Below are 24520 nucleotides of genomic sequence, written 5' to 3'. Positions count from 1 at the left end.
TTGAAATTGTCGACCACCGCGGCGGGGGCCGCAATGACCATCTATCTGCCGGCCGGTTGGACGCCTGCAAGGGCCGCCGGCAAGTCGAAAGTCGGCTTCAGCCAGTGCACCACGCTGGAGCCGTGGCGCGTGCAGTTCAACAAGGACATCCAGGCCGAGGCGAAGAACCATCCGGATATCGACCTCATCATTACAGACGGCCAGGACAAGACCGAGAAGCAGGTCGCCGATTGCGATAACCTGATCGTACAGCAGGTCAACGTGCTGCTGATCTCGCCCAAGGAATCGGCCGGCCTGACCGGCGTTGTCGAAAAGGCGATCGACGCCAAGATTCCCGTTATCGTGCTCGACCGCAATGTCGACACCAAGCGCATCACCCAGTTCATCGGCGGCGACAACGTCGCGATCGGCAAGGCCGCCGGGGAGCACGCAGTGAAGCTGCTCGGCGGTCCGGGCAAGGCGGCCGGCAACGTCGTCGAAATCTGGGGCGGCATGGGCACGCAACCTGCGCATGACCGGCACGACGGCTTCCATGCCTTCACCGACAAGGAGCCGGGCATCAAGTACCTGCTCAACAACCAGTCGGGCGACTGGAAGCAGGACAAGGCCTACGACATCATGACGACCGCGCTTCGCAACAACGAGAAGATCGACATGGTCTACGGCCATAACGATCCGATGGCCTACGGCGCCTATCTCGCCGCCAAAGACGCCGGCCGCGATAAGAACATCAAGTTCATCATCGGCATCGACGGACTGCCGGACGAAGGCGTCACCTGGGTCTCCAAGGGCCAGCTCGCCGCGACGTTCCTCTACGCAACGCCCGGCGCGGAAGGATTGAGGCAGGCTGCAAAGCTGCTCAAGGGCGAGAAGCTCGATCCGGTCATCACTCTGCCGACGATGCTGATCACCAAGGAGAACGCGCCGGAAATCCTGAAGAAGAACGGATTGCTCTGATTTGGTTGAAAGGTACCCCGGAGAGCCGGCGCTTCATCTCGCACCGGGCTCTCCGTTCACCTCGCGGCTGCCTCGGCGGCTGTCTTGGCGGCTGTCTTGCCGCGCCAGATCGACATCCGGCGGAATCGGCAATGATCTTTGAGGTTTGACATGAGCGCTGCCATCTTCGCCAGGCAGGATGGTGTTTGGCTAAATGAACCGGAACGGTGGACCGCGCAGGGCGATCGCCTCGAGATCGTCACCGACAAGGCCACCGACTTCTGGCAAAAAACCCACTACGGGTTTTGCCGCGACAGTGGCCACTTTCTGGGTTTTCGGACCGCGGAGGCGTTTACTGCCGAGTTGCGCATCACGTGCGATTTTCAAGAACTCTACGATCAAGCCGGCATCATGGTGCGCATCGATGCGGAGCACTGGGTCAAAGCTGGAATCGAATTTTCGGACGGGCGCGCCATGCTGTCGAGCGTATTGACCAACGGACAGTCGGATTGGGCAACAGCCCCCTATGAGCACGATACCGGCGATTTCTGGATGCGTGTCACCGTCGCGGACGGCGTGCTGCGATTGCAGGCGTCGGCTGATGGCAGAATCTGGCCACTCGTCCGATTGGCTCCTTTCACCAAGGCGCAATCCTATTGGGTCGGGCCCATGGCTTGCACACCCGAACGAGAGGGATTGCCGGTTACGTTCACGCGATTTTCCCTGAAGCCGCCGCTCGGCAAGGATCTGCACGATCTCAGCTAGCGGAGATACACGCGGTGGCCCAGCAGAGTTGACGGCGACCGCCCCAAAACGCAAAAATGGCCCGCTTCAAGCGGGCCATTTTCCTGTCGGAACCGGTCATTCAGAATTTGGCTGTGGGGATAGGATTTGAATTGGCTCAGCCGGCGGCAGTTGCCCCGGCATAGGACGCCGCGCGCTTCGTGCGGTTGTCGATGCTGAGAGCGCCGGCGCCGAAGGCCGCGATCTGGAGCAAGCCGCCCGCCATCATCACGTTCTTGAGGAAGTGAATCATCTGGTTCTGGTCGGCGAAGTTGCTGTGAAACGAAACGGCGGTCGCGATCGAGAACACGGCCAGCACGAGTCCGACAGTGCGGGCCTGGTAGCCTGCGATCAGCAGCAGGCCACCGCCGAGCTCGACGGCGACGGCCACGGCAAAGGCGAGCGGCGGGAACGGCAGCCCGACGGCATTGATGAGACCTGTGGTCGCGGCATAGGCGCCGAGCTTGCCGAGGCCGCTCATGGCAAACGGGAGGCCGATCAGAACACGGCCGACGAAGGGGAGATATTTGTTGACACTCATGATCGTGATCCTTGCTCGAGTTGGTTGAATGCGGCGGAGCCAGGTCCTGGTTTGGTCAAACCCGCCTCGCCGGTCGCGAACCATGTTGGTGTTCGCTTCCCCCCTGTTATCGGCCTGAACGAGCCCGGCGATTAGTCGGTCAATTTCGGACGGATCGTTCCATCTCGTGAACGATCGCCGGCCGTCGCCGGCCTTGCGCCACGTCGTTCAGCCCATGGAACGCTCCGTCCGATTCATGGCGGCTAATGCGGCGGGCCAGGCGTCGCTATAACCGCCTCATCGAATGGAGACGGATCATGTTCGACATCTTGAAAATCAAACTGATCGAAACGCTGCGGAGCTTCCAGCAGGCCTGTCTGACACCGGTGCCGCGGGACGATGACGGAGACGACGGCGACATCGCCACGCCGAAGACCAGCGTCGATGATGATGTCTAAAGCGCGAGCTGGGCGATCCGTGCGGGGTGTGCCGCGACGATTTGGCGTTGAAATCTGGGAGAGATTGTGATGCGGATGAACACCCTGATCCCGCCCGGCGCGGGAGGGATTGATCCGGCGGCGCCTTTCATGCGGGACTTCAACGATCTCTACTTCTTCGCAGCGGTGGTCAAGCACGAAGGATTTTCGGCGGCGGCCCGGGCACTCGGCTTGCCGAAGTCCAGGATCAGCCGCCATGTCGCGCTGCTGGAGGAGCAGTTGGGCGTTCGCCTAATCGAGCGCTCGACGCGCCGGCTGAGCATCACGGCGGTGGGGCGCGACGTCTACCGGTACGCGCAGACGGTGGTCGACGCCGCAGACGCCGTGGATGAAGTGGCCCTGCGGATGAAATCCGAGCCTCAAGGCCTGATCCGCATCGGCTGCCCCGTCGGGGTCCAGCGCGCGCTTGCGCCGAAACTGCCCGAGCTTTTCACGAAATATCCCCGCCTCAGGGCGCAATTCCTCATCACCAACCGGCCGATCAACCTGATCGAGGAGCAGGTGGATGTCGCGATTCGCATCCGTGAAAATCTCGATGCCGACGGCGAGATGCAGATGCGCAAGATCGGGATCAGCCGGAGAATCCTGGTCGCGAGCCCCGCTCTCCTGAAAGAGCACGGCACGCCGAAGGCGGCGGGCGATCTTGCGCGGCTGCCGATCCTCGATGCGACCGAAGCGCCGGGACCGCGGACCTGGGAGCTGTCAGGCCCGCGCGGGCAGAAGGCCGCGGTCACGGTCGAACCGAAGGTCTCGGCCGGGGACTTCACCATTCTCATTCAGGCGGCCCAGGCCGGGATCGGCGTCGCGCTGCTACCCGAGCTCGAATGCCAGGGGGCGCTAAACGATGGAAAGCTGGTGCACGTTCTGCCGGACTGGAGCGCAAAGGACGGCATCATCCATCTGGTGTTTCCGTCCCGCCGCGGCATGCTGCCCGGCGTTCGCGCCATGATCGATTTTCTGGCCACAGCGCTGAAGGCGCAGGTCTAGGGCGCCATCTTTGCGCCGGCCTGCCAAAGCTACACGACATGCTGCTCCACGCGCGCGACGGAGCCTCCCAGCAGGCAACCCACTGGCCTCTCATCGGCGAAGCCGAGGCGCACACGGATTTCGGACAGTGCCCCCATCGCGCGGCCCTGCATGATGGTGATCCGCTTGCTATTGGGCTCGACGAGGTCATTCTCGAGCAATCCGAACGCCAGCGCCGCGGCGGCAATGCCGGTGGCGGCATCTTCCGGATAGCCCGACGATTTCGGAAACTGCCGCGCCTCGAATCGGCGTTCGCCCTGGTGGTCGATGGCGTAGGGATAAAGGCCGGTCGATCCGATCCGCCCACAGCACGCCTCGATCGACAGCGGATCCGCCACCAATTCGTTGAGTTCGCGGACGCCCTTCATCGGGATGAGCGTCTTCACGCGCGAGGTGACGGCGTTCTGTATGGGCAGGTCGAGCAGATCGCGACGCGATAGCTTGAGCGTCGACAGAACGTCCTCTTCATCGGCACGCGAGAGATCAACGACCTTTCCGACCGGCTGGCTGATCTCGACGGACGGATCACCCGAGCCCGCACGATCGACATAGCCTGTCACCGATCCACTGCGGGTCTCGATGCGGACCTGTTCAGCGGCCAAGCGCCCCTTGGCCGCGAGCACCCAGAGCGCGCCGATCGTCGCGTGACCGCACATCTCCATTTCGTGTCGCGGAACCCAGAACCGGAAGACATAGTCGGAGTCGGGTCCCGGCGCCGGCAGGACGAAGCCCGACTCATGCCCAAAATGCTGAGCGACCGACTGCATCCCCGCAGCAGGAAGGTTCGATGCATCGATGACAATTGGACAGGGATTGCCGCCCCGCCCCATGTGAGTGAACACGTTGACAAGCTCGACCTCGGTCATCGGATGGCTCATGTCATGGGAGGTAAGGTGCGACGGCGGCGACAACAGCGATGGTATAGCTGTTGCTGTGACGTCCGAGAAAGCCGATTTGGCCGGGCGGCTCGGCACGATTGAGGCGGCCCCAAAACAAAAATGGCCCGCATCATGCGGGCCATTTTCGTATCCGAACCGGTGAGGTCCGAATTTGGTTGCGGGGATAGGATTTGAACCTATGACCTTCAGGTTATGAGCCTGACGAGCTACCGGGCTGCTCCACCCCGCGTTAAACCGTTGCTTTGCCTTTGTGAAACTACCGGGGACGGTGGATCAGGGCCGACGCTGCTCGCGTGGCTTGCTTCTCCCGTCCCGAAGGCTTCCCTGGAAGGCAATCCCGGGGCAAAGCCCGTCGGGTGCGAGGGGTATGTACCAACCCGGACCGCCTTTGGAAAGGGCTGAGGGGACGTTTTTTTCGACTTTATGACAGCTAGCGGGCGCTGATTCCGGCCGATTTGCCGCACACTTGCCAGAAGTTCCACAAACCGCCAGCTTGCGGCAACAAAACAGAGGCGAAACGCCGATTTGGGGAGGACCGCCTTGAACAACACCTTGGATCGCCCCTTGGCGAGTGCTCCGCTGGCCGCGCTGACGGACAGCTTCCAGGCCATGGTCGCGCGGTCGCGGGCCGAGCCGGCGCCTGATTGCGCCGCGCGGCTCGACCGGCTGGCGCGGCTGCGTGCCGTGGTCGCGGACAATGAAGAGCGCTTCCGGCAGGCGATCTCGGCCGATTTCGGCCACCGCTCTGCGGTCGAGACCAATATCGCCGAGACGATGATGGTGTTCTCCGAGATCCGGCACGCGACAAAACATCTGAAAAGCTGGATGGCGCCGCAGCGCGTCGCGACGGCGCTGCAATTCCTCCCCGCGCGCAACCGGCTGATCCCGCAGCCGCTTGGCGTCGTCGGCATCATCGCGCCCTGGAATTATCCGCTGCAGCTGACGCTCGCGCCCGCGATCGGCGCCATCGCCGCCGGCAACCGTGTCATCATCAAGCCGAGCGAGCTCGTGCCGCATTTTTCGGCGCTGCTGAAGGAGACCGTCGCGCAAAAATTCGATGCGACGGAGTTGCTGGTCACCGGGGTAGAGGACGAGATCGCAAAAGCCTTTGCGACGCTTCCGTTCGATCACCTCGTGTTCACCGGTTCGACCCGGGTCGGGCGGCTGGTCGCGGAAGCCGCGGGGCGCAATCTCACGCCTGTCACGCTCGAGCTCGGCGGCAAGTCGCCGGCGATCATCGATGTGTCAGCCGATCTCGACGAGGCGGCCGAACGCATCGCCTACGGAAAACTGCTCAATGCGGGGCAGACCTGCATCGCGCCGGATTACGTGCTGGTGCCGGAGGGCTCATTGCAGGCCTTTGCCGAAAAGGTCCGCGCGCAGATGCGGCGCATGTTCGGCGCCGATCCCGCCAACAAGGACTACACCTCTGTTATTTCCGACCGTCATTACGCACGGCTCGAAGCGCTGGTCGCAGATGCCGCGCAGCGCGGCGCAAAAATCCTGCAACCGGCCAAGGCTGACGATCCGAACTGGAAGGCGCATCGCAAATTTCCGCCGACGCTGATCGTCGGTGCCACCGAGGAGATGGCGGCGATGCAGGAGGAGATCTTTGGCCCCGTGCTGCCAGTGCTCGGTTATCGCGATCCGGCGGAAGAAGCGATTGCCTTCATCAACCGCCGCGAACGGCCGCTCGCGCTGTACTGGTTCGGCAGGGACCGCGATGCGCGCGACGAGGTGCTGGCGCGCACAATCTCCGGCGGCGTCACCATCAACGACTGCCTGTTTCACTTCGCGCAAACCAACCAGCCGATGGGCGGCGTCGGCGCATCCGGCACCGGCGCCTATCACGGCGAATGGGGTTTTCGGACGTTCAGCAAGCTGAAGCCGGTGTTTTACCGCTCCAAGTTCAACCGCCTCGCCGATCTCTATCCGCCCTATGGCGGCAAGATCGCGCGGCTGGAGAAGATGATGCGGTTCATGTCGTAGGAGCTACAAACACCGTCATTGCGAGGAGCGAAGCGACGAAGCAATCCAGATCGTCACCGCGGAAAGATTCTGGATTGCTTCGCTTCGCTCGCAATGACAAGAACAACAAAAAGCATTCGCAGGGGGAAACATCAGTGACTGAGACATTCGATTTCGTGGTCGTGGGCGCGGGCTCCGGCGGTTGTGCGGTGGCGGGGCGGCTGTCGGAGGATGCGGCAACATCCGTGGCGCTGCTCGATGCCGGCGGACGCAACGACAGCTGGCGGATCACCACGCCGTTCGGGCTGGCTCTGCCATACAAGGCGGCCAACTGGGCCTTCGACACCGTGCCGCAAAAGGGATTGAACGGCCGCATCGGCTATCAGCCGCGCGGCAAGGGCCTCGGCGGCTCCTCGGCGATCAACGCCATGGTCTACATCCGCGGCCACAAATGGGATTACGACCACTGGGCCTCGCTCGGCAATACCGGCTGGTCGTATGCGGACGTGCTGCCCTATTTCAAGCGTTCGGAGAACAACAGCGACTTCGACGGCGAGTATCACGGCAAGGGCGGCCCGCTGCATGTCAACAGGCTGCGCTCGGACAATCCGATCCATGACGTCTTTCATCAGGCCGCGCGCGAGGCGCAGTTCCGCATCCGCGAGGACTTCAATGAAGAGGATCACGAAGGGCTCGGCAGCTACCAGGTGACGCAGCACAAGGGCGAGCGCTGGAGCGCGGCGCGCGCCTATCTGCAGCCGCACATGGACAAGCGCGCGAATCTGCGCGTCGAGACGGGGGCGCATGCCACGAAAATCCTGTTCGAAGGCGGGCGCGCGGTCGGCATCGAATATGTGCAGGGCAAGCAGACCAAACAGCTGCGCGCCCGCCGCGAGGTGATCCTCGCCGGCGGCGCCTTCCAGTCACCGCAATTGCTGATGCTGTCGGGCATCGGCGATAGCGATGCAATTGGCAAGCACGGTATCAACGTCGTGCATCATCTGCCGGGCGTCGGGCGCAATCTGCAGGACCATCCGGATTTCGTGTTCGTCTACGCCTCCGACTATCCGCACTTCGTGCACGCATCGCTTGGTCGGTTGCCGTCCCTGCTCCGCGCCATCCAGCAGTACCGTAAGGAGCGGCGCGGGTTGATGACCACCAATTTCGCCGAGTGTGGCGGCTTCCTGAAGACCCGGCCGGATCTCGAAGTATCAGACATTCAGCTCCACTTCGTCATCGCGATGCTCGACGACCACGGCCGCAAGAAGCACAAGGAGGCAGGCTTTTCATGCCATGTCTGCCTGCTCAGGCCGAAGAGCCGCGGCAGCGTCTGGCTGAAGAGCGCCGACCCGCTCGCGGTACCCATGATCGATCCGAATTTCTTAGGGGAAGCGGAAGATCTCGAGGCCATGGTCGCGGGCTTCAAGACCACGCGGCGGCTGATGGAGACGCCTGCGCTGCGCGCGTTGCAGAAGAAGGACATGTTCACGTCCGATGTGCGAACGGACGATGACATCCGCGCCATCCTGCGCAATCGCGTCGACACCGTCTATCACCCGGTCGGCACCTGCAAGATGGGCCTTGATGCGATGGCCGTGGTCGATCCGAAGCTGAAGGTGCATGGCGTGGACGGCCTGCGCATCGTCGACGCCTCGATCATGCCGACGCTGATCGGCGGCAACACCAATGCACCGACCATCATGATCGGGGAGAAGGCGGCGGACATGATCCGGGCGGAGGTGCGGTAGCGTAAGGCTGCCGCGTCATTCTCCGCTGGCGTCCCGGATCGGCGCTCCGCTTGTCCGGGACAACAGCGGAGAGGATGGTTTCTTTACACGCCTCGAATAAGCCTGAAATAGACGCCCCTCTCAGCTTTCGGAGCCAAAAAATACCGACGATTTTAGCGATCTGAAACCGGAACGATCGGTTCAGCGTTCATTCGTTCCATCGGCAGGGTTGCGCTCATGAATAGCTTCGATCTCGCGGTCTATGCGGCGCTCGCCATCGCGATCGGTTTCGGCTTCAAGACCGGCCTGCTGCGCAGCGCCATGACCATTCTCGCTTATCTCCTCGCGGCCCCCATTGCGGTTTCGCTGATGCCGATGATCGCGCCGCAGGTCGCCGGCAATCCGAATGCGCCGCTGGTCCAGAACTGGATCTGGTTCTTCGGCATCTTTTTGGTGGTCGGCATGTTGCTCGGATATATCGGCCGCTTCGTGCTGGACGACACCATCCGCGATGCCGGGATCGGCGACCGGCTTGGCGGTGCTGCCCTCGGCGCTATCCGTGTCGGCCTCGTCGCCACCACGCTGGTGCTGGTGTTCGACCAGATCGTGCCGGCCAATCACCAGCCGCCCTTCCTCGCCGGCTCGCAGCTGCGGCCGCTGTTCTCGGCGGTCGGGCAAATGGGCTTCAAGTCGCTGCCGCCGGAGGCCGCCGCCGCAATCGACCGGCTCAAGCAGGAGCGGCGCATCTGACGTGTTTGGGCATGATCTCTTCGGAAAACCGCTACACACTTTTCGCTAACGCGCCCTTCGGCTCCGGATCATGCTCGTTTGCATCGCCGCAGCCCGCGCCATGCATTTTGACGCGGCTCGATCCCTTATCAGGACCGCCGAGGTTGGCTAGAGTGCCGGCCGTCCAAAAACCTGCCTGACATTACGGGAGTGAAACTGTGGATCTTGGGATCAAAGGTCGCCGCGCCATCGTCTGCGCATCCAGCAAGGGCCTGGGGCGCGCTTGCGCCATCTCGCTGGCCGAAGCCGGCGTTGACGTCACGCTGACCGCGCGCGGCGCCGACGCCCTGAAGAAGACGGCCGACGACATCCGCAAGGCCTATCCGGGCGTGAAGGTCACCGAGATCGTCGGCGACATCACCACGCCTGCGGGGCGCGAAGCCGTGCTCAAGGCCTGCCCCGAGCCCGACATTCTCATCAACAATGCCGGCGGCCCGCCGCCCGGCGATTTCCGCAACTGGACCCGCGACGACTGGATCAAGGCGATCGACGCCAACATGCTCACGCCGATCGAGCTGATCAAGTCGACGGTCGACGGCATGATGGCGCGCAAGTTCGGCCGCATCGTCAACATCACCTCGGCCGCGGTGAAGGCGCCGATCGACATTCTCGGCCTTTCCAACGGCGCGCGCGCCGGCCTCACCGGCTTCATCGCCGGCCTGTCGCGCAAGACCGTGATCAATAACGTCACCATCAACGGCCTGTTGCCGGGCCCGTTCGAGACCGACCGTCTGACCGGCACCGCGAAGGCCGAGGCCGACAAGCGCGGCACGACGCCGGAGCAGATCTTGGCCGAGCGCGCCAAACTCAACCCGGCCGGCCGCTTCGGCCAGCCCGACGAGTTCGGCTATGCCTGCGCCTTCCTGTGCGGCGCCAAGGCCGGCTTCATCACCGGCCAGAACATCCTGCTCGACGGCGGCGCCTTCCCCGGCACGCTGTAACGGCGATCGCGCTTCAACCTCTCCCCAGCGGGGAGAGGTTAGGCGAAGCCCGCGGCCCGATCGAATACCCAGAGCGATTCCATTCTACACAACCGGCGTCGTCCGCTCGTCGCTCCAGTCGATGCCGAGCTCATCCATGCCGTCGGCCAGGAGATCTCCGAGCATCGGCTCGCCCAGCAGATATTGCACGGCCTCACGCCGGGGTGCCTTGAACTCGCTGCGCGCTTCCACGGCGCGTTCGCGCAGATCGTCCCACTCCTCCACATCACCATCGCCGCGGCCGAGCCACATCAGCGTAACGAGGTCGAGCTGCTCGTCTTCGTTCAGCGCCCCGATGAAGCCCGCAAGCTCGGCTGCGACCGGATCGGACGAATTGTCCTCCAACACGTCGATCTCGCCGTCGTCGGCGGCGTTGGAGCCGGAATCCGGATCGGAGTCCGCTTCCTTGACGTCGAATTCGCGGGCCTTCTCGATGATGAAGGCGACCTTGTCGGCGGAAATCGCAAGCTCTGGCATGGGCTCCCCCTGCTCGTCATTTGGATGGTTCCAGCTTCCCGGATAACGCAACATCACGACAGATGATCCATTGCGTTCGACGGCGGAAGACCGCATCTTTCGCGAAAGCAAGAAAATGAGGGGCACGCCCATGCAGTGGAAGGTAGGCCGAGTCAAAATCACCAAGGTGGTGGAATTGGAGACGGTCGGCTCGACCCGCTTCATCCTGCCTCTGGCCAGCAACGACGAGATCCAGAAGCTGCCCTGGCTGATCCCGCATTTCGCCACCGAGGAAGGCCGGCTGAAAATGTCGATCCATTCGCTGGTGGTGGAGACGCCGTCGCGCCGGATCGTGGTCGATACCGGCCTTGGCAACGACAAGCAGGGCCGCAACGTCCCGACCTGGAATAACCGCAACACGCCATTCCCCGAGATGATGGCGGCGGCAGGCTTCGAGCCAGACAGCATCGACACCGTGCTGTGCACCCATCTTCACGTCGATCACGTCGGCTGGAACACCAGGCTGGTCGGGGGCAAATGGGTGCCGACATTCCCGAAGGCGCGTTACGTGTTCGGCCGCGCCGAATACGAGCATTGGCGCGACCATTCGACCGAACCGGACAAGCAGGCCGTCTTTAACGATTCCGTGAAGCCGATCGTCGATGCCGACCGCGCTGATCTGATCCCGAGCGACCATCGGCTCAGCGACGAGATCAGCGTGATCCCGAGCCCCGGCCACAGCCCCGGGCACATGAGCATCTTGATCCAGTCCGACGGCGAGCAGGGGCTGCTGACCGGCGACGTCGCCCATCACCCCTGCCAGATGGCGCATCTCGACTGGTCCTCGACCGCGGATTCCGACCAGAAACAATCAGCCGCGACGCGGGCCGCGTTGTTCGGCCGGTTTGCCGATACGCCGACGCTGGTGATCGGCGGGCATTTCTCGGCCGGGCATATCCGGCGGGAAGGGGATGCGTTCAGGTTCGAACCGTTAGGATGATCTCGTGTCCCGGACGCGGTGCAGCGTGCAACGCTGCTCCGCAGAGCCGGGACCCAGAATGCCGCAGCATGGGCCCCGGCTCTGCAGCGCATCACCATAGCGCGTCGAAGACGCGCGTAAACGCGCTCTTGGCGCTGCGCAGCGTCCGGGGCACGAGACCGACAGCCCGCCCACCGAATTGAGAGGGCTGCAATGCGCCCCCTTTTGAGCGGTTGAATTTCCCGCCGCCCTGTTCCATGAAGCTATTTAACCGATCAGTCCATCCCAAGGGAGAAACGAGAATGAAGCTTGTTCGTTACGGCGAAAAGGGTGCGGAAAAGCCCGGCCTGATCGACACATCCGGCCAGTTGCGCGACCTGTCGGCGCATGTGAATGACTTCACCGGCGAGGCCTATTCGCCGGACTCGCTGAAGAAGCTCGCCGCCCTCGACCCGGCGTCGCTGCCCGCCGTCTCCGGCAAGCCGCGGTTCGGCGCGCCCGTCACCGGAATCTCGAAATTCGTCGCGATCGGCCTCAACTACAGCGACCACGCCAAGGAGACCGGCGCCGCCATTCCGACCGAGCCGATCATCTTCATGAAGGCCAACACCTCGCTGTCCGGCCCAAACGATAAGGTCGAGAAGCCGCGCGGCTCGACCAAGCTCGACTGGGAAGTCGAGATCGCCGCGATCATCGGCACGCGGGCAAAATACATCTCGGAAGCCGATGCGCTGAACTACGTCGCCGGCTACTGCGTCTGCAACGACGTCTCCGAGCGCAACTTCCAGACCGAGCGCCTGGGTCAGTGGACCAAGGGCAAGTCGCACGACACGTTCGGCCCGGTCGGCCCCTGGCTCGCCACCAAGGACGAGATCAAGGACGTGCAGAACCTGTCGATGTGGCTCGACGTCAACGGCCAGCGCCGCCAGACCGGCTCGACCAAGACGATGATCTTCTCGATGGCCAAGTGCATCTCCTACGTCTCGCAGTTCATGACGCTGCTGCCGGGCGATATCATCACCACCGGCACCCCGCCCGGCGTCGGCCTCGGCATGAAGCCGCCGACCTTCCTCAATGTCGGCGACGTCGTCACGCTCGGCATCGAAGGCCTCGGCGAGCAGCGCCAGGAGATCGTTGCGGCGTAAGCCGCGACGACCTCTGTCGCAACACCGTCATTGCGAGCGAAGCGAAGCAATCCAGAACCTCTCCGCGGAAGCAGACTGGATTGCTTCGTCGCCAGCGCAAAATTGCTTCGCAATTTTGTCGCGGGCTCCTCGCAATGACGAAACCAATTGCCGGTCATCCCGTAGGACATTTCCCCATGAAACTCTCCTTCTCCGCCGCCTCGCCCTTCGCCCGCAAGGTGCGCATCGCCGCGATCGAGCTCGGGCTGATCGACAAGATCGAATTCACGCCTGCAACCGTCGCCCCGGGCCAGGCCAACGAGGACTATTCGAAGATCACACCGCTGAAGAAGCTGCCGGTGCTGATCACCAATGACGGCGACGTGATTTTGGACTCGTACGTCATCGTCGAATATCTCAACGAGATGGCCGGCGGCAGCCTGATCCCGGATTACGGTCCGCGGCGCTGGAAGGCCAAGACCAATCACTCGCTGATCAACGGCATGCTCGATTCCATGCTGCTGTGCCGCTACGAGAAGATGGTGCGGCCGCAGGGCCTGCAATGGCAGGCGTGGTCGGACGACCACTGGAACCGGGCCTGGACCGGCATGGCGCGCTTCGAGAACATGCCCGATGTCCTGAACGGTCCGTTCGACATCTCGCAGATCGGCCTCGTTTGCGTGCTCGGCTATGCCGACTTCCGCTTCGCCGATTGCGGCTGGCGCAAGGCCTATCCCAAGCTCGACGCCTTCCATCAGAAGATGCTGGAGCGGCCGTCGGTGAAGATTTCGGTGCCGCCAGCGGTGTAGTACCGGGACAGCGGGGAGAAAGACGATGCGCGATCGCTTCCCCCGCCTCAGCATTCTCGGCGCGAGCCTCGTGCTCGCGTTCGCCGTCTCAGCCACTCCCGTGCAGGCAGACACCTGCGGATCGCCATCGTCAATCGACGACGGCTGGATAACTGCGTCGCCCGACAGCGTCGGCATGGACGGTGCGCAACTCTGCGGCATCGCTGCACGATTAGAGCAACGCGCGACCTCGGTCCATTCGGCTGTCGTCGCGCGCCACGGCAAGCTCGTCTTCGAGCAATATTTTCCCGGCTACGACCAGCCTTGGGGACAACCCGACGGCCAGTACGAATTCACCGCAACGACGAAGCATGACATGCGCTCGGCAACCAAGAGCGTGACCTCACTGCTGGTGGGAATAGCGATCGACCGCAAGCTCATCGCGAGCGTCGATGAGCCCGTTCTGAAATTCTTCCCTGACACCGCAGCAGTGAAGCAACCGGGATGGGACGCCATCACGCTGCGCCATCTGCTGACGATGTCCTCCGGCATCAAATGGGACGAGGCGCGAGCCTGGACTGATCCAAAAAATGATGAGCCGCATCTCACCTTTGAAGCCGATCCGATCGGCTATGTGCTCGCAAAGCCGGTCGCCGCGCCGCCGGATGCGCTGTGGACCTATAATGGCGGCGGGACTGAACTGCTCGGCAACATCCTCGAGCGCGTCTCGGGCAAACCGCTGGAGGCGTTTGCCCGCGAGGTGCTGTTCCAGCCGCTCGGAATCGCCGATCTCGAGTGGAAGGCCTATAAGAACGGCAAGATCGCAGCGGCCTCAGGCCTGCGCTTGCGGCCGCGCGATGCGGCGAAGATCGGCCAGCTCGTGCTCAATCGCGGCCAGTGGAACGGCCAACAGGTTGTCTCCGCCGAATGGATCGCGCAATCGATCACGCCGCGCTTCCAGGCGATCGGCCTTTTCGGCAGCACGCAGTTCTATGGCTATCAATGGTGGATTGGCCGCTCGCTGGCCGGCGGCAAGGAAATCAAATGGATTGCCGCCTTCGGCTGGGGCGGCCAGCGCATCTTCATCGTGCCCGAGCTTGATCTCGTCATGATGACCACCGCTGCCCAATACGGCCAGCCGAAGGAAGGGCTGGCCGCGATCGACATCCTCTCCAACATCGTCATTCCATCCGTGCGCGACGCGCGTTGAGCGCAACGCGTTCGTGTGTGCGGCGATGTAGAGCAACTTTCTTTCCGTCATGCCCGGGCTTGTCCCGGGCATCCACGTTCTTACAATCAACGGCAACAAAGAACGTGGATGGCCGGGACAAGCCCGGCCATGACGAGGAAACATCATGACAACACTCCCCGACATCCCGCTCCCCGCAGGCATCCGCTCGCGGTACGTCGACGGCATCAATGGCTTGCGCATGCATGTGCTCGAAGCCGGCTTCGAGACCAGGGGCCGTCCCTGCATCCTGTTGCTGCATGGCTTTCCCGAGCTCGCGTTCTCCTGGCGCAAGGTGATGCCGGTGCTCGCGGCTGCCGGCTATCACGTGCTCGCACCCGACCAGCGCGGCTATGGCCGCACCACCGGCTGGACCGCGGACTACGACGGCGATCTGACGCCGTTCTCTCTCCTCAACCTCGCGCGCGATGCGCTCGCGCTGGTGTCGGCGTTTGGCTACAGGCAGGTCGATCTTGCCGGACACGATTTCGGCAGCCCGGTCGCGGCGTGGTGCGCGCTGATCCGGCCCGACGTGTTTCGTTCGGTGACGCTGATGAGCGCGCCGTTCGGCGGAGCGCCGCCGTTACCCTTCAACACCGTCGATAGTCCCGCGAAGCCTGCGGTCGAAGACCCTGTTCATCGCGAGCTCGCCGCGCTGCCGCGCCCGCGGATCCACTATCAATGGTACTACGCGACGCGCGCGGCGAACGCCGACATGCAGCACGCACCGCAGGGCGTGCATGATTTCCTGCGCGCCTATTATCATCACAAGAGCGCGGACTGGATCGACAACAAGCCTTATCCGCTGAAATCATGGTCTGCAGGCGAGCTCGCAAAGCTGCCGACCTATTACGTGATGGACCTCGGCGAGACCATGGCCGAGACGGTCGCGAAAGAGATGCCCTCGCCGGCCGCGATCGCCGCCAATCGATGGCTGCCGGACAGCGACCTCGCCTATTATAGCGCCGAATATGGCCGCACCGGATTCCAGGGCGGGCTGCAGTGGTATCGCTACGGCACGACGGGCATGCTCACCAACGAGATGCAGCTGTTTGCGGGCCGCAGCATCGACGTGCCCTCGTGCTTCATCTCGGGCAAGCAGGACTGGGGCACTTATCAGCGCCCAGGCGTGTTCGAGGCGATGCAGGGACGCGGCTGCACCAGAATGCTCGGTTGCCATCTCGTTGACGGCGCCGGCCATTGGGTGCAGCAGGAGCAGCCCGCCGAAGTGAGCCGGTTGCTGCTGCAATTTCTCCACCGCGCCGCCACAGCCTGAAGCGACGTCACTCTCTCGCCACAAGGCATTAATCGGCGGTTCAGGGAACATCCGGCAATGTCTGACGTTGCGAGATACCGGAGCTGGGTCCGGCGACTATGGAGAACGACATTGGACAAGAAGATCGCCGGACTATTGGGAGCGGTGGCCGCGCTCGGAGCGCTCGGTACCGCCCAGGCAGCGCCCGCACCGACGGACGTCCTGCAGGCGAACTCATACGCCGACCTGCTGGAGCCGATTGCAAACGCCAGCGCCCTGCTGCAAGCGATCGATGAAGCGGCCCCACCAAAAACCAGCGAGAATGTTCAGGTCGCTCAGTATTACTACCACCATCATCATCACCATCACCACCACAGCTTCTATCGTCGTCGCTATTACGACTACGACGCCCCGGTCGTGGTGGTCCCGCGATATCGGCGGTATTATCACCACCATCATCACCATCATCACCACCACCATCACAGCTTCTATCGCCGCGACTACTGAGGTCGCGACGCCAGGAATGAGATGAACAGGACCTGCGGGTCCTGTTTGCTTTTGGTGACGAGAAATCGGGAAAGTTAGGCAAAAATCGCGCATTGGCCAGGAATGGTCACCCACCCTATTCGTTACGAGCTTTCTCCTTTGCCGCGCGATGCAAGTGCCGGTAAGTGCCATCGAACACCGTATCGGACGAAGAGGTCCATTCGGTGCCGGCCGCCAGTTTGGGCCGATTGGTGTAGATTCGGCGGGCCTGCAGCTCGCGCTCTGCCGCTTCCTCCTCGCCCATAGGTTCGAGTTCGAAGTTCGCTTCCTCGGGAATCACGATGATTTGCGCGAAGGGCTCGTTGGGTCGGAAGATGTGCGTTCGGCCCTCGGCCGGCGCCTTGAAGACGCAAAAGAACATCATGGGCCACCAATTGCGGATCAGCGCAGGGACGGCAATCGGCACGGTGTCAGTCGGATCGGCATAGAAGCGCGGGTGCGGCTCGGTGCGAATCGCCATACCTTTCTCGACCTTGAGATCGAGCAGGATCTGATAGGTGTAGAAGGCGTCACCAAACTTGCGAAACGGCGGCCATTCCGCGCCCCCTTCCGGCGGCTCGCCCCAATCGGCATCGAGGATCAAGTGACCCTCCCTGGTCGTGACGTGAAGCTCGAAATCATAGGGATAGAACAGCTCGATGCCGTATTGCGCGCCCTCGGAAAAGGGCACGCAGTGCCAGACCTGCTCACGCGAACCATTCGCGCGAGGTTCGCGCTTGCCCGCCCATCCGGGGATTTCGAGCTTGGTGCGGCGCGGCGCCAACCGCGGATCGTTCAGACGAAACTTGACCTTGTCCATCATTCACCCGTCCACCCACATTTCAAAGATTTGAACCTGTCCGTCGGAATCCGGTTCCATGCGCCCTTGTGACGGCCCTTCGCAAGCGTTCGCTCGGCTCGCGTGAATTGACCCTGAACGAATTGCAGCCTATATCAATTTTAGAATCGTTCTAAACAACACCGGACGCAGTCAGTGAAGAATTTTGCCGATTTGACCGAACGCGAGGTGCTCGCGGTGGCAATTTCCTCCGAGGAGGAAGACAGCCGCATCTATATGAGTTTCGCCGAGGACCTGCGGGAACGCTACCCGGACACGGCCAAGATCTTCGAGGAGATGGCCGAGGAAGAAAGCGGCCATCGGCATCGCCTGCTGAAGCTCTATGAAGAGCGTTTCGGCCAGCATCTGCCGCCGATCCGCCGCGAGGACGTCAAAGGCTTTCTGCGCCGGCGTCCGATCTGGCTGACCAAAAACCTGCCGCTCGACACGATCCGCAAGGAAGTCGAGACTATGGAGCTCGAGGCCGAGCGTTTTTACGCGAAGGCCGCCGAGCAGGCCGAGGATGTCGGTGTCCGCCGCCTGCTCGGCGATCTCGCCGAGGAGGAGAAGCATCACGAGAACCGCGCGGTCACGCTGACTGACGAGATTTTGAAGCCCGACGTGCGCGCGGAAGAAGACCGCACGCGGCGGCGGATGTTCGTGCTGCAATATGTACAGCCGGGCCTCGCCGGCCTGATGGACGGCTCGGTCTCGACGCTGGCGCCGCTGTTCGCCGCCGCCTTCGCCACACACCAGAACTGGCAGACTTTTCTCGTCGGCCTCGCCGCCTCGATCGGCGCCGGCATCAGCATGGGCTTTGCGGAGGCGCTGTCCGACGACGGCTCGCTGACGGGCCGGGGCTCGCCCTGGCTGCGCGGCATCACCTGCGGCGCGATGACGACGCTCGGCGGGCTCGGTCACACCATGCCCTATCTCGTGCCCGACCACTGGGCCAATGCGTTCTGGATCGCCACGGGAATCGCCGGCATCGTCGTGTTCTTCGAATTGTGGGCGATCGCCTTCATCCGCGCGCGCTACATGGACACGCCGTTCCTGCAGGCGGTGTTCCAGATCGTGCTCGGCGGCGCCATCGTGCTGGCGGTCGGGATCTTGATCGGGGCGGCGTAGGCGACGGCGATGACGAGACTCCGTTCATGTGCCGTCGCGGTGACAAGCCTGGCCGCTTCGATCCTTGCATCAAGCGACGCACACGCCACCGACGAGATCCAGGTCTACAACGCCGGCATTGCCGCGATCGGCCAATTCACGATCCAGCAGCACCTCAACTATGTCGCGCTCGGACAGAAGGACCCGCCATTCCCGGGCGGCTTCCCCTCCAACCACAGCCTCAACGGCACGCCGGAATTCGCCTATGGCATGACCGACTGGTGGGAGCTCGGGCTCTATCTGCCGTTCGCCGTGCAGGACCGGCAATTCCTGTCCGATGCCTTCAAGCTGCGCACGCTGTTCGTCTCGCCGCATGCGGAGCAGCGCAATTTCTTCTACGGCGTGAATTTCGAGCTGAGCTACGAAATGCCCAAATTCGCGCAGACCCGATGGGGACTGGAGATCCGCCCGATCATCGGCGTGCGCAATTCGCAGTATGAGTTCATCGTGAACCCGATCGTGGATATCGGCTTCGGCCGCAAGGGCGAAGCCGATTTCGCGCCCGCCGCCCGGCTGGCGCGCAACTTCGGCAACGATGTGTTCGCCGGCTTCGAATATTATGCCGATTTCGGCGAAATCGGGAATTTCAGCAAGCTCCCCGACCAGCAGCACACGCTGTTTGCGGTCACCGACTTCAAGGCCGGCGTGTTCGATGTGAATTTCGGTGTCGGCTACGGATTGACCCCGGCGTCCGACCGCCTCGTGGTGAAGACCATCATCGGCTACGCCTTTCCAGTGCCGGGGCAGAAATCGGACGGCAACACGCGCATGAGCAGCGGGCCGGTCAATCCGTTCACCCACGCAGCAGCACGCGGCTTCCAGCCCTGACAGGCGCGGGCGCTCAACGCCAGGATCCACATGACCGTCCATCTTCAATACGCCACGCCTGCCAAGGTCTTCCACTGGCTCATCGTCGTGATGCTGGCCGTGCAATACCCAATCGGCTGGCTCATGCCGGATATCCATAAGGGCATGAGCCCGGGCGCCGGCATGACGTTTCATGTGTCGATTGGGATCACGATCCTGGCACTGACCGCTCTGCGCCTCGTCTGGCGTGTCACCCACCTCGTCACGCCCGAGAGCTCTCTCCCCGCCTGGCAGCGCGTGTCTTCGGAGGCCGTGCACTGGCTGCTCTACGCGCTGGTGCTGGCGACGACGATCTCGGGCTGGCTGTTTGCGTCCTTTCGCGGATGGTCCGTTTCGTTCTTCTATCTCGTGCCGTTGCCGATGCTCGCGTCCGACAACCCAGCCGCCGGCCGCACCATCGACGGACTCCACCAGGCGATGGAATGGGCGCTGCTGGTCACTATCGCCATTCATGTCGCGGCCGCGCTCGCGCATGTCTTCATCTATCGCGACCGCGTCATGCAGCGAATGCTGCCCGGGTAGCATTCAGGACAGATCAACCGCGATCAAACGGCGGTTGCGGCATCGGGTAAAACTGCGCATCATCCCTCCAGTGAAGCGCAGGAGCATGTCGTGGCGAAATCGGAATGGAGTTACAAGAGCGCGGTCGAGCTGTCGGCTGCATTGACGGCGAAGAAGGTCTCCGCTGTCGAGCTCACGCAGGACGCGATCGACCGCATCGAGCGTCACGACGGCAAGGTCAACGCGATCTGCGTCCGGGATTTTGATCGCGCGCTGAGCGCGGCGCGTGACGCGGATGCGGCACTTGCCCGCGGCGAGCGCAAGCCGCTGCTCGGCCTGCCGATGACTGTGAAGGAATCCTACAATATCGCCGGCCTGCCCACCACGTGGGGTATTCCTGCGCAAAAGGACTTTATTGCCAAGGAAGACTCGCTGCCGGTCACGCGGGTGAAGGACGCCGGCACCGTCGTCATCGGCAAGACCAATGTCCCGCTCGTGCTCGCCGACTGGCAGAGCTACAACGACATCTACGGCACCACCAACAACCCCTATGATCTTGGCCGCACGCCGGGCGGCTCCTCCGGCGGCTCGTCGGCGGCGCTTGCCGCAGGCTACGGCCCGCTGTCGATCGGCTCGGACATCGGCGGCTCGCTGCGCGTGCCGGCTTTCCATTGTGGCGTCTATGCACACAAGCCGACCTTTAACCTCGTCGCCATGCGTGGGCATGTTGCGCCACCGGCGCCGCCGCTGCCATTCGAGCGCGACCTCTCGGTGATTGGTCCGATGGCGCGGAGTGCAGCCGACCTGTCGCTGGTGCTCGACGTGATGGCCGGGCCCGATCCGATCGAGGCAGGTATCGCCTACAAGCTGGAGCTCCCCGCGGCGCGTCACACAGCCTTCAAGGACTTCCGCGTGCTGGTGATCGACACCGATCCGGTGCTGCCGACCGACACCGCCGTACGCGGCACCATCAATACCCTCGCCGACAATCTCGCCAAGGCCGGCGTCAAGATCGAGCGCAGCAGTCCGCTGCTGCCGGATTTCGCGGCCTCCTCGCGGCTCTATATGCGCATGCTGCTGTCGTTCCTGGCCGCGAGTTTTGCGCCCGACGTCTATGCCGGCGCCAGGGCGGCTGCGGCGGCGCTTCCCGAGGGCGACAACAGCCTCGCCGCCGAGCGGCTGCGCGGCGTCGCACTCAGCCACCGCGACTGGGTGGCGGCCAACGCCGGACGCACGCGGCTGCGGGCACAATGGCGGGAACTGTTCAAGACATACGACGCTGTGATCTGCCCGATCATGCCGACGCCGGCCTATCCGCACGACCATTCGCCGGACCAGGAAACCCGGCGCATCACCATCGACGGCAAGCCGCACGTCTATCCCGACCAGCTCGCCTGGCCCGGCATCGCCACGCTGCCCGGACTGCCCTCCACGGCAATCCCGACCGGCTTTGCGCCGGACGGCCTGCCGGTCGGCGTCCAGATCGTCGGCCCGTGGCTGGAGGACCGCACGCCGCTGAAGCTGGCCGAGCTGATCGAGCGCGAGTTCGGCGGGTTCGTGCCGCCGAAGATGTTCGACGATTGATGCTCCGTAGCCCGGATGGAGCGCAGCGTAATCCGGGACGGACTTGCATGGAATAAGCACCCCGGATTGCGCTTTGCTCCATCCGGGCTACGGACTCAAAGCGCTAGCTATCAAACACAATCACGCTGCGCAGCGTCTTGCCGGCTTTCATGTTGGCAAAGCCCTCGTTGATCTCGGACAGCTTCAGCTTGGCCGAGATCCAGTCCTCCAGATGCAGCCGGCCACGCAGATAGAAATCGACCAGACGCGGCATGTCGACGCGGAAATGGTTGGAGCCCATCGACGAGCCCTGGATGCGGCGCTCGCGAAGGAAGTCGAAACCGTGCAGCTCGATCTTCTGGCCGAACGGGATCATGCCGACAATGGTGGCGGTGCCGCCGGAGGCGAGCATGCCGAAGGCCTGCTCGGCGGTCTCCTTGCGGCCGAGCACCTCGAAGGAATGATGCACACCGCCATTGGTGAGATCGCGCACCTGCTTCACCACGTCGCCGTCGGCAGGATTGATGATGTCGGTGGCGCCGAGCTTTGTCGCAAGCTGGAGCTTTGCCGGATTGGTGTCGATGGCGATGATGCGGCCGGCGCCGGCGATCTGCGCGCCGTTGATCGCGGCCATGCCGACGCCACCGCAGCCGATCACAGCGACGGTCTCGCCCGCCGTCACCTTCGCCGTGTTCACCACCGCGCCGTAGCCGGTGATAACACCGCAGCCGATCAGCGCGGCAAGATCGAGCGGCATTTCTTTGCGGATTTTGACGATGGCGTTCTCGTGCACCAGCATCTGTTCGGCAAAGGACGAGAGGTTGAGGAACTGGTGCAGTTTCTCAGGCTTATTCCACTGCATCCGGTTCGACGCGCCCGGCAGCAGTTTTACGGTGGTGTCGGTGCAGAGCACGGTGCGGCCCGTGGTGCAATTGTCGCAGGTGCCGCAGAACACGGACAAGCATGTGACGACATGGTCGCCGGGTTTCACATAGGTGACGTCGGAGCCGACCTGCTCGACGACACCGGCGGACTCGTGTCCGAGCACCGCGGGCAGCGGATGCGGGTAGAGGCCTTCCATGAAGTGCAGATCGGAGTGGCAGAGCCCAGCGACTGACGTGCGGATCAGCACTTCGCGCGGGCCGGGCTTCGGCAGGCTGACATCCTCGATGACCAGCGGCTGATTGACTTCATAGAGGACGGCGGCCTTCATCGAGCACTCCCTATCGCATTTCTTGTTTGATCGTGGCGTGCAGCCTACGCTGCCAGAACCAGTTCGCCAACCTCGCTCATGCCGGCTGAGCTGTCGCCGAGTAGAAGTGCTGCGATCTTCGCCTGCGTGGCATTTTCCGTCAGCCGGAACGGATCGCTCGGCGCCACGCGATGATCGATCACCAGCCGCGACAGCAGCAGCCGGCGCGCATCGCCGCGCATGTCGTGGATGCGATGCGCCTCCCAGGCCAGCGCAACGGCGCTGGCGACATGATAGAGCAGGCTCGTTGCGCGCCGCGCGTCGGCCTCGTTCTCTGACTTGCCTGCGACCTCGCGCGCGAAGCCGACGGCGCGATCGACGAAGCCGCGCAAATTGTCGCGCCAGGCCTGCGGCACCGAGGCACTATCGTCGAGGCGGGCATGCAGATCGGCTGATAGCGCGGACTCGGCGCCGTGGCGACCAACGGCGCGCCTGAGCGCATCGATCGCGACGATGTTGCCGGTGCCTTCCCAGACCGAGCCGAGATGCGCATCACGCAGCAGGCGCGGCGTGGCGAACTCCTCGATATAGCCGATGCCGCCGCGCATCTCGAGCGCATCGCCACAGACCTTTCGCGCATCACGCGTGGCACGGAATTTCAGGGTCGGCGTGAGGATGCGCAGCAGCGCCGCCGCATCCTGGCTGCCGGCCTCGGCACGGTCGAGCGCATCGGCGGTGAGAAAGCTCATCGACAGCGCCTGCTCGACCGGCAGCATGATCTTCAGCATCTGGCGCCGGCCGAGCGGAAGGTCGATGATGCGCTTGCCGAACACAACGCGGTTCTTAGCGACGGTCATCGCGTCATGATAGGCGCGGCGCATCAGCGCGGTCGATTTGACGCCGTTGGAGAGCCGCGACGAATTCACCATCTCGGCCATCTGCACGAAGCCGCGATCGAGCCTGCCGACGGCATAGGCGATCGCGCCTTCGAGCTTGATCTCGCCCGAGGCCATCGAGCGGGTGCCGAGCTTGTCCTTGAGACGCACGATCCGGTAGTGGTTCTGCGAACCGTCGTCGAGGAAGCGCGGCATCAGGAACAGGCTGACGCCGCGCGTGCCGGGGCCGGCGCCCTCGGGGCGCGCCAGCAGCATCACCACTTTCGCATCGGCATTCGAGCAGAACCATTTTTCGCCGTGGAGGCGCCAATGGTCGCCCTCCTGCACAGCGCGCGTGGTCAGCGTGCCGACATCGGAGCCGCCCTCCTTCTCGGTCATGAACTGACCGCCTTGCGTCAGCTTGCTCATGTCGGTCGAGGTCAGGCCGTCGAGATATTTCGCCTTCAGTGCGTCGCTGCCGAAATTCGCGAGCAGCTTTGCGCAGCCATCGGTGACGTTGATCGGGCAGCCCATGCCGAATTCGGTCTGGTTGAACAGAAAAGTGAAGGCGTGTTTTGCCACCACAGGATATTTGTCCGGCCAGCCCATGATGCCCTTGCGGAGCGAGAGCGCGTGGATGCCGAACTCGCCGAAGGCGGCATTCTCCAGCTCGCGATAGGCCGGGTGATATTCGATCCACTGCACGTCGCGGCCGAACTTGTCGCGCTGATGCAGCACCGGTGTGTGCCGGTCGGCCAGGCGTGCGCAGTCGTCGAGGCGGCCGCCGGCCAGTTCGCCGAGGCGATCGAGGTGCGGCTCGATGTGGCGGAATAGCGTCTCCGGCAGGTGGATGCGCAGGAGGTCCGTCAGCGCCTGATCGGCACGGTAGAAATTCATGCCGGTGGTATCGGGCGCCAGCAGGCCCGACGGTGCCGCCGCGACATTTTTCGGCTGCGCTGTGACCGGCTTGTGCATGATCGTCCTCTTCGTTTCCGCCCGACGGCATTCTTATTGCTTGCCGCTTGGGATGATGTCGA

The 24520-nt window shown here is 63.3% G+C and carries 24 protein-coding genes and 1 tRNA gene; 18 read left to right on the top strand and 7 right to left on the bottom strand.

What is annotated here, in order from left to right; translation table 11 throughout:
* Nucleotides 1–33 precede the first annotated feature (33 nt).
* Together ACLFLU_RS04790 and ACLFLU_RS04785 are read left to right on the top strand one after the other, a co-directional pair.
* The gene (locus ACLFLU_RS04790; protein ID WP_426414223.1) at nucleotides 34–957 is read left to right on the top strand and encodes a substrate-binding domain-containing protein; all 924 of its coding nucleotides are present in this window, start codon (nucleotides 34–36) and stop codon (nucleotides 955–957) included.
* A 150-nt stretch (nucleotides 958–1107) separates the two neighbouring features.
* Nucleotides 1108–1701 (top strand): DUF1349 domain-containing protein, encoded by a 594-nt coding sequence (locus ACLFLU_RS04785; protein WP_426411186.1) that lies wholly within the window; start codon nucleotides 1108–1110, stop codon nucleotides 1699–1701.
* 136 nt (nucleotides 1702–1837) lie between these two features.
* On the opposite strand, the gene ACLFLU_RS04780 is transcribed toward ACLFLU_RS04785, so the two are convergent.
* A complete protein-coding gene (locus tag ACLFLU_RS04780; protein ID WP_426411185.1) occupies nucleotides 1838–2260 on the bottom strand; it encodes a DoxX family protein in 423 nt (140 codons plus the stop codon).
* A gap of 296 nt (nucleotides 2261–2556) precedes the next feature.
* Between ACLFLU_RS04780 and ACLFLU_RS04775 the strand changes: the two genes are divergently transcribed.
* Nucleotides 2557–2697 carry a hypothetical protein gene (locus ACLFLU_RS04775; protein ID WP_426411184.1) on the top strand — a complete coding sequence of 47 codons (141 nt, stop codon included), beginning with the start codon at nucleotides 2557–2559 and terminating at the stop codon, nucleotides 2695–2697.
* Nucleotides 2698–2766: 69 nt separating this feature from the next.
* Complete coding sequence (locus ACLFLU_RS04770) at nucleotides 2767–3723, top strand: LysR family transcriptional regulator (protein ID WP_426411183.1); 957 nt, start codon at nucleotides 2767–2769, stop codon at nucleotides 3721–3723.
* A gap of 29 nt (nucleotides 3724–3752) precedes the next feature.
* Here the strand turns inward: ACLFLU_RS04770 and ACLFLU_RS04765 are convergent, their stop codons facing one another.
* On the bottom strand, nucleotides 3753–4628 hold the full coding sequence (locus ACLFLU_RS04765) for a PhzF family phenazine biosynthesis protein (protein WP_426411182.1): 876 nt from the start codon (nucleotides 4626–4628) through the stop codon (nucleotides 3753–3755).
* 185 nt (nucleotides 4629–4813) lie between these two features.
* Nucleotides 4814–4890 (bottom strand) — tRNA-Met (locus tag ACLFLU_RS04760).
* A 380-nt stretch (nucleotides 4891–5270) separates the two neighbouring features.
* Here ACLFLU_RS04760 and ACLFLU_RS04755 point away from each other — a divergent pair.
* The 4 genes from ACLFLU_RS04755 to ACLFLU_RS04740 all read left to right on the top strand — a co-directional run bounded on the left by ACLFLU_RS04755 (nucleotide 5271) and on the right by ACLFLU_RS04740 (nucleotide 10086).
* Nucleotides 5271–6650, top strand: coding sequence for a coniferyl aldehyde dehydrogenase (locus ACLFLU_RS04755; RefSeq protein WP_426414222.1), 1380 nt, complete (start codon nucleotides 5271–5273; stop codon nucleotides 6648–6650).
* Between the two features lie 134 nt (nucleotides 6651–6784).
* The gene (locus ACLFLU_RS04750; RefSeq protein WP_426411181.1) at nucleotides 6785–8377 is read left to right on the top strand and encodes a GMC family oxidoreductase; all 1593 of its coding nucleotides are present in this window, start codon (nucleotides 6785–6787) and stop codon (nucleotides 8375–8377) included.
* Nucleotides 8378–8593: 216 nt separating this feature from the next.
* Entirely contained in the window at nucleotides 8594–9106 is a 513-nt protein-coding gene (locus ACLFLU_RS04745) for a CvpA family protein (RefSeq protein ID WP_426411180.1), read from the top strand.
* A gap of 197 nt (nucleotides 9107–9303) precedes the next feature.
* Nucleotides 9304–10086: an SDR family oxidoreductase gene (locus ACLFLU_RS04740; protein ID WP_254134770.1), complete on the top strand. Its 783-nt coding sequence runs from the start codon at nucleotides 9304–9306 to the stop codon at nucleotides 10084–10086.
* 84 nt (nucleotides 10087–10170) lie between these two features.
* Here the strand turns inward: ACLFLU_RS04740 and ACLFLU_RS04735 are convergent, their stop codons facing one another.
* The gene (locus ACLFLU_RS04735; protein ID WP_426411179.1) at nucleotides 10171–10602 is read right to left on the bottom strand and encodes a DUF3775 domain-containing protein; all 432 of its coding nucleotides are present in this window, start codon (nucleotides 10600–10602) and stop codon (nucleotides 10171–10173) included.
* Nucleotides 10603–10732: 130 nt separating this feature from the next.
* Between ACLFLU_RS04735 and ACLFLU_RS04730 the strand changes: the two genes are divergently transcribed.
* From ACLFLU_RS04730 to ACLFLU_RS04705, 6 genes are all read left to right on the top strand, one after another.
* On the top strand, nucleotides 10733–11581 hold the full coding sequence (locus ACLFLU_RS04730; RefSeq protein WP_426411178.1) for an MBL fold metallo-hydrolase: 849 nt from the start codon (nucleotides 10733–10735) through the stop codon (nucleotides 11579–11581).
* Nucleotides 11582–11862: 281 nt separating this feature from the next.
* Complete coding sequence (locus tag ACLFLU_RS04725) at nucleotides 11863–12705, top strand: fumarylacetoacetate hydrolase family protein (protein ID WP_426411177.1); 843 nt, start codon at nucleotides 11863–11865, stop codon at nucleotides 12703–12705.
* 176 nt (nucleotides 12706–12881) lie between these two features.
* The gene (locus tag ACLFLU_RS04720; RefSeq protein ID WP_426411176.1) at nucleotides 12882–13493 is read left to right on the top strand and encodes a glutathione S-transferase family protein; all 612 of its coding nucleotides are present in this window, start codon (nucleotides 12882–12884) and stop codon (nucleotides 13491–13493) included.
* 25 nt (nucleotides 13494–13518) lie between these two features.
* Complete coding sequence (locus ACLFLU_RS04715) at nucleotides 13519–14682, top strand: serine hydrolase domain-containing protein (protein WP_426411175.1); 1164 nt, start codon at nucleotides 13519–13521, stop codon at nucleotides 14680–14682.
* Nucleotides 14683–14827: 145 nt separating this feature from the next.
* Nucleotides 14828–15976, top strand: a complete 1149-nt coding sequence (locus tag ACLFLU_RS04710; RefSeq protein ID WP_426411174.1) for an alpha/beta hydrolase — start codon at nucleotides 14828–14830, stop codon at nucleotides 15974–15976.
* Between the two features lie 111 nt (nucleotides 15977–16087).
* Nucleotides 16088–16462 carry a hypothetical protein gene (locus tag ACLFLU_RS04705; protein ID WP_426411173.1) on the top strand — a complete coding sequence of 125 codons (375 nt, stop codon included), beginning with the start codon at nucleotides 16088–16090 and terminating at the stop codon, nucleotides 16460–16462.
* Between the two features lie 115 nt (nucleotides 16463–16577).
* Here ACLFLU_RS04705 and ACLFLU_RS04700 read toward each other — a convergent pair whose 3' ends face one another.
* Nucleotides 16578–17300 carry a hypothetical protein gene (locus ACLFLU_RS04700; protein ID WP_426414221.1) on the bottom strand — a complete coding sequence of 241 codons (723 nt, stop codon included), beginning with the start codon at nucleotides 17298–17300 and terminating at the stop codon, nucleotides 16578–16580.
* A gap of 174 nt (nucleotides 17301–17474) precedes the next feature.
* Here ACLFLU_RS04700 and mbfA point away from each other — a divergent pair, with 174 nt between their 5' ends.
* The 4 genes from mbfA (at nucleotide 17475) to ACLFLU_RS04680 (ending at nucleotide 21437) form a co-directional block, all read left to right on the top strand.
* On the top strand, nucleotides 17475–18446 hold the full coding sequence (gene mbfA, locus ACLFLU_RS04695) for an iron exporter MbfA (protein WP_426411172.1): 972 nt from the start codon (nucleotides 17475–17477) through the stop codon (nucleotides 18444–18446).
* A 9-nt stretch (nucleotides 18447–18455) separates the two neighbouring features.
* Nucleotides 18456–19313 (top strand): hypothetical protein, encoded by an 858-nt coding sequence (locus ACLFLU_RS04690; RefSeq protein WP_426411171.1) that lies wholly within the window; start codon nucleotides 18456–18458, stop codon nucleotides 19311–19313.
* 30 nt (nucleotides 19314–19343) lie between these two features.
* The gene (locus ACLFLU_RS04685; RefSeq protein ID WP_426411170.1) at nucleotides 19344–19874 is read left to right on the top strand and encodes a cytochrome b; all 531 of its coding nucleotides are present in this window, start codon (nucleotides 19344–19346) and stop codon (nucleotides 19872–19874) included.
* Nucleotides 19875–19964: 90 nt separating this feature from the next.
* On the top strand, nucleotides 19965–21437 hold the full coding sequence (locus tag ACLFLU_RS04680; protein WP_426411169.1) for an amidase: 1473 nt from the start codon (nucleotides 19965–19967) through the stop codon (nucleotides 21435–21437).
* Nucleotides 21438–21540: 103 nt separating this feature from the next.
* Here ACLFLU_RS04680 and ACLFLU_RS04675 read toward each other — a convergent pair whose 3' ends face one another.
* Nucleotides 21541–22629, bottom strand: coding sequence for a Zn-dependent alcohol dehydrogenase (locus tag ACLFLU_RS04675; protein ID WP_426411168.1), 1089 nt, complete (start codon nucleotides 22627–22629; stop codon nucleotides 21541–21543).
* 44 nt (nucleotides 22630–22673) lie between these two features.
* Nucleotides 22674–24458, bottom strand: coding sequence for an acyl-CoA dehydrogenase family protein (locus ACLFLU_RS04670; protein WP_426411167.1), 1785 nt, complete (start codon nucleotides 24456–24458; stop codon nucleotides 22674–22676).
* Nucleotides 24459–24520: the final 62 nt, after the last annotated feature.

Source organism: Bradyrhizobium ganzhouense (genome assembly GCF_049949285.1).
Lineage (GTDB): Bacteria > Pseudomonadota > Alphaproteobacteria > Rhizobiales > Xanthobacteraceae > Bradyrhizobium > Bradyrhizobium ganzhouense.
The sequence above is the reverse complement of the archived record's forward strand: the minus strand, read 5'-3'. Positions and strand labels throughout refer to the sequence as shown.